This window comes from Marinomonas algarum, assembly GCF_020532605.1.
GTDB lineage: Bacteria > Pseudomonadota > Gammaproteobacteria > Pseudomonadales > Marinomonadaceae > Marinomonas > Marinomonas algarum.
Genome location: NZ_JAJATW010000064.1, coordinates 1 through 1,502, shown reverse-complemented (window position 1 = coordinate 1,502; position 1,502 = coordinate 1). Strand labels below are relative to the sequence as shown.

Here is a 1,502-nt window from a genome sequence, read left to right as displayed (position 1 = left end):
AATAACGGTTGTAAGGTGCTTGAAGTACCTTACAAGTGGGTTAAGTGGTGATTAAATGTCGCTTCTGAGGAAATACTGTCACAAGCTGAAAGTCAGCTAAAAATTGTCTTACTTGTTCGTATGTTCCCTAATAGAATATGCATAGATGAATCCTAACTTATTGAAGCAATTAGCCATCGTTGTAAAGCAAGGCTCTCTGAGTCGAGCCTGCGAGCAGCTATATATAACTCAACCAACATTGACACGAAGTATTCAACAGCTAGAAATAAAAGTCGGAGCACCTGTGCTTGTTCGAACACGGTACGGCGTCCAACCTACTGAAATTGGTGCACGATTAGCGCAAATTGGTGAAAGAATTTTGGTCGAAACAGAGCAAGGTGAAGAGGCCATCCGACAGTTTCATAGTGGATACTGCAATGAGTTCGTGATTGGCATTGATCCGCTTTGGGAGTTTGCTACAGTTGAACAAACAACGTCGTATTTTATGCAGGAAAAACATTATGTTTTTCATTTTCGAACTGCTTCTGCGGCCCCACAGATTGAGTTATTACAAAAAGGCGAACTCGACTTTTTATTAGCACCAGCACATCTATCGGTTAAACAAGGATCACTCGATAGACAACTGTTGTTTAGAGATAGATCCGCTATTTTTGTTGGTAAAAAATCTGCTTTAATTGGTTCTAATAATGTTATTTCCCAAGACATTTTGGAGAAGCAGCGTTGGATAGCGGCGGGGGCAAATGCCGGCTTTCTTGATCGTCCTAGTGAAATTATTGGACTCAAGGCTGCAAGTATGGCGTTTACGGGTAGTATTCGCTCTGTTTTACACCTTCTCAACACGTCCGATGTTCTGGTTCGGTTACCTGCTCGTTTAGCTTTAATGACAGGTGAGGTTAGTGTTGACCAAATAATCCAAGTAGCTGGACCGCAAGGACCAAGAAGGGATATTGCTCTCTGGACCAGGTTAGATAATCTGGAGCGCCCCGAAAGCCCCCTGTGTCAGGATAGTTGTCGCCTCATTTGTTATTATAAATAGACAGGGGACGGTAAGTGAAAACCAGTGGATTACCAAAGACATTCAAGTGCCTTTAAAGAAGCCATCTTACAGAAACTCTACCAAAGCCAATTGTCGAGACGTGAGTTTGCAGAGCAAGAAGGCATTAAGCTCTCCACCCTGTATAGTTGGCAAAAGCAATTCAACACATCAGGATTTAGCGAGTCAAAAGTGAGTTCATCAGATAAGTGGTCCAATGAAGAAAAGTTTGCTGTCGTACTTGAAACTTCCGCCTTGTCTGAAGCGGATCTGAATCAGTATTGCCGAGAAAAAGGGTTGTACCCTGAGCAAGTAAAGCAATGGAAGCAAGCCTGCATTGCAGGGAATACAGTGAAAGATAAGCGAAACACCAAGATCACGGCTGAGCAACAATCGGACAAAAAACGCATTAAAGAACTAGAACGTGAGCTGAGACGAAAGGAGAAAGCGTTAGCAGAAAGTGCGGCGT

The 1,502-nt window shown here is 42.9% G+C and carries 2 protein-coding genes; both read left to right on the top strand.

Translation table 11 applies throughout. The features are described from left to right. The first annotated feature begins 145 nt into the window (after positions 1–145). The gene (locus LG368_RS15285) at positions 146–1,036 is read left to right on the top strand and encodes a LysR family transcriptional regulator (RefSeq protein ID WP_226755548.1); all 891 of its coding nucleotides are present in this window, start codon (positions 146–148) and stop codon (positions 1,034–1,036) included. Positions 1,037–1,060: 24 nt separating this feature from the next. Beyond that, positions 1,061–1,502, top strand: a 442-nt coding sequence (locus LG368_RS15280) for a helix-turn-helix domain-containing protein (RefSeq protein ID WP_226755547.1), incomplete at its 3' end; no start/stop codon positions are given.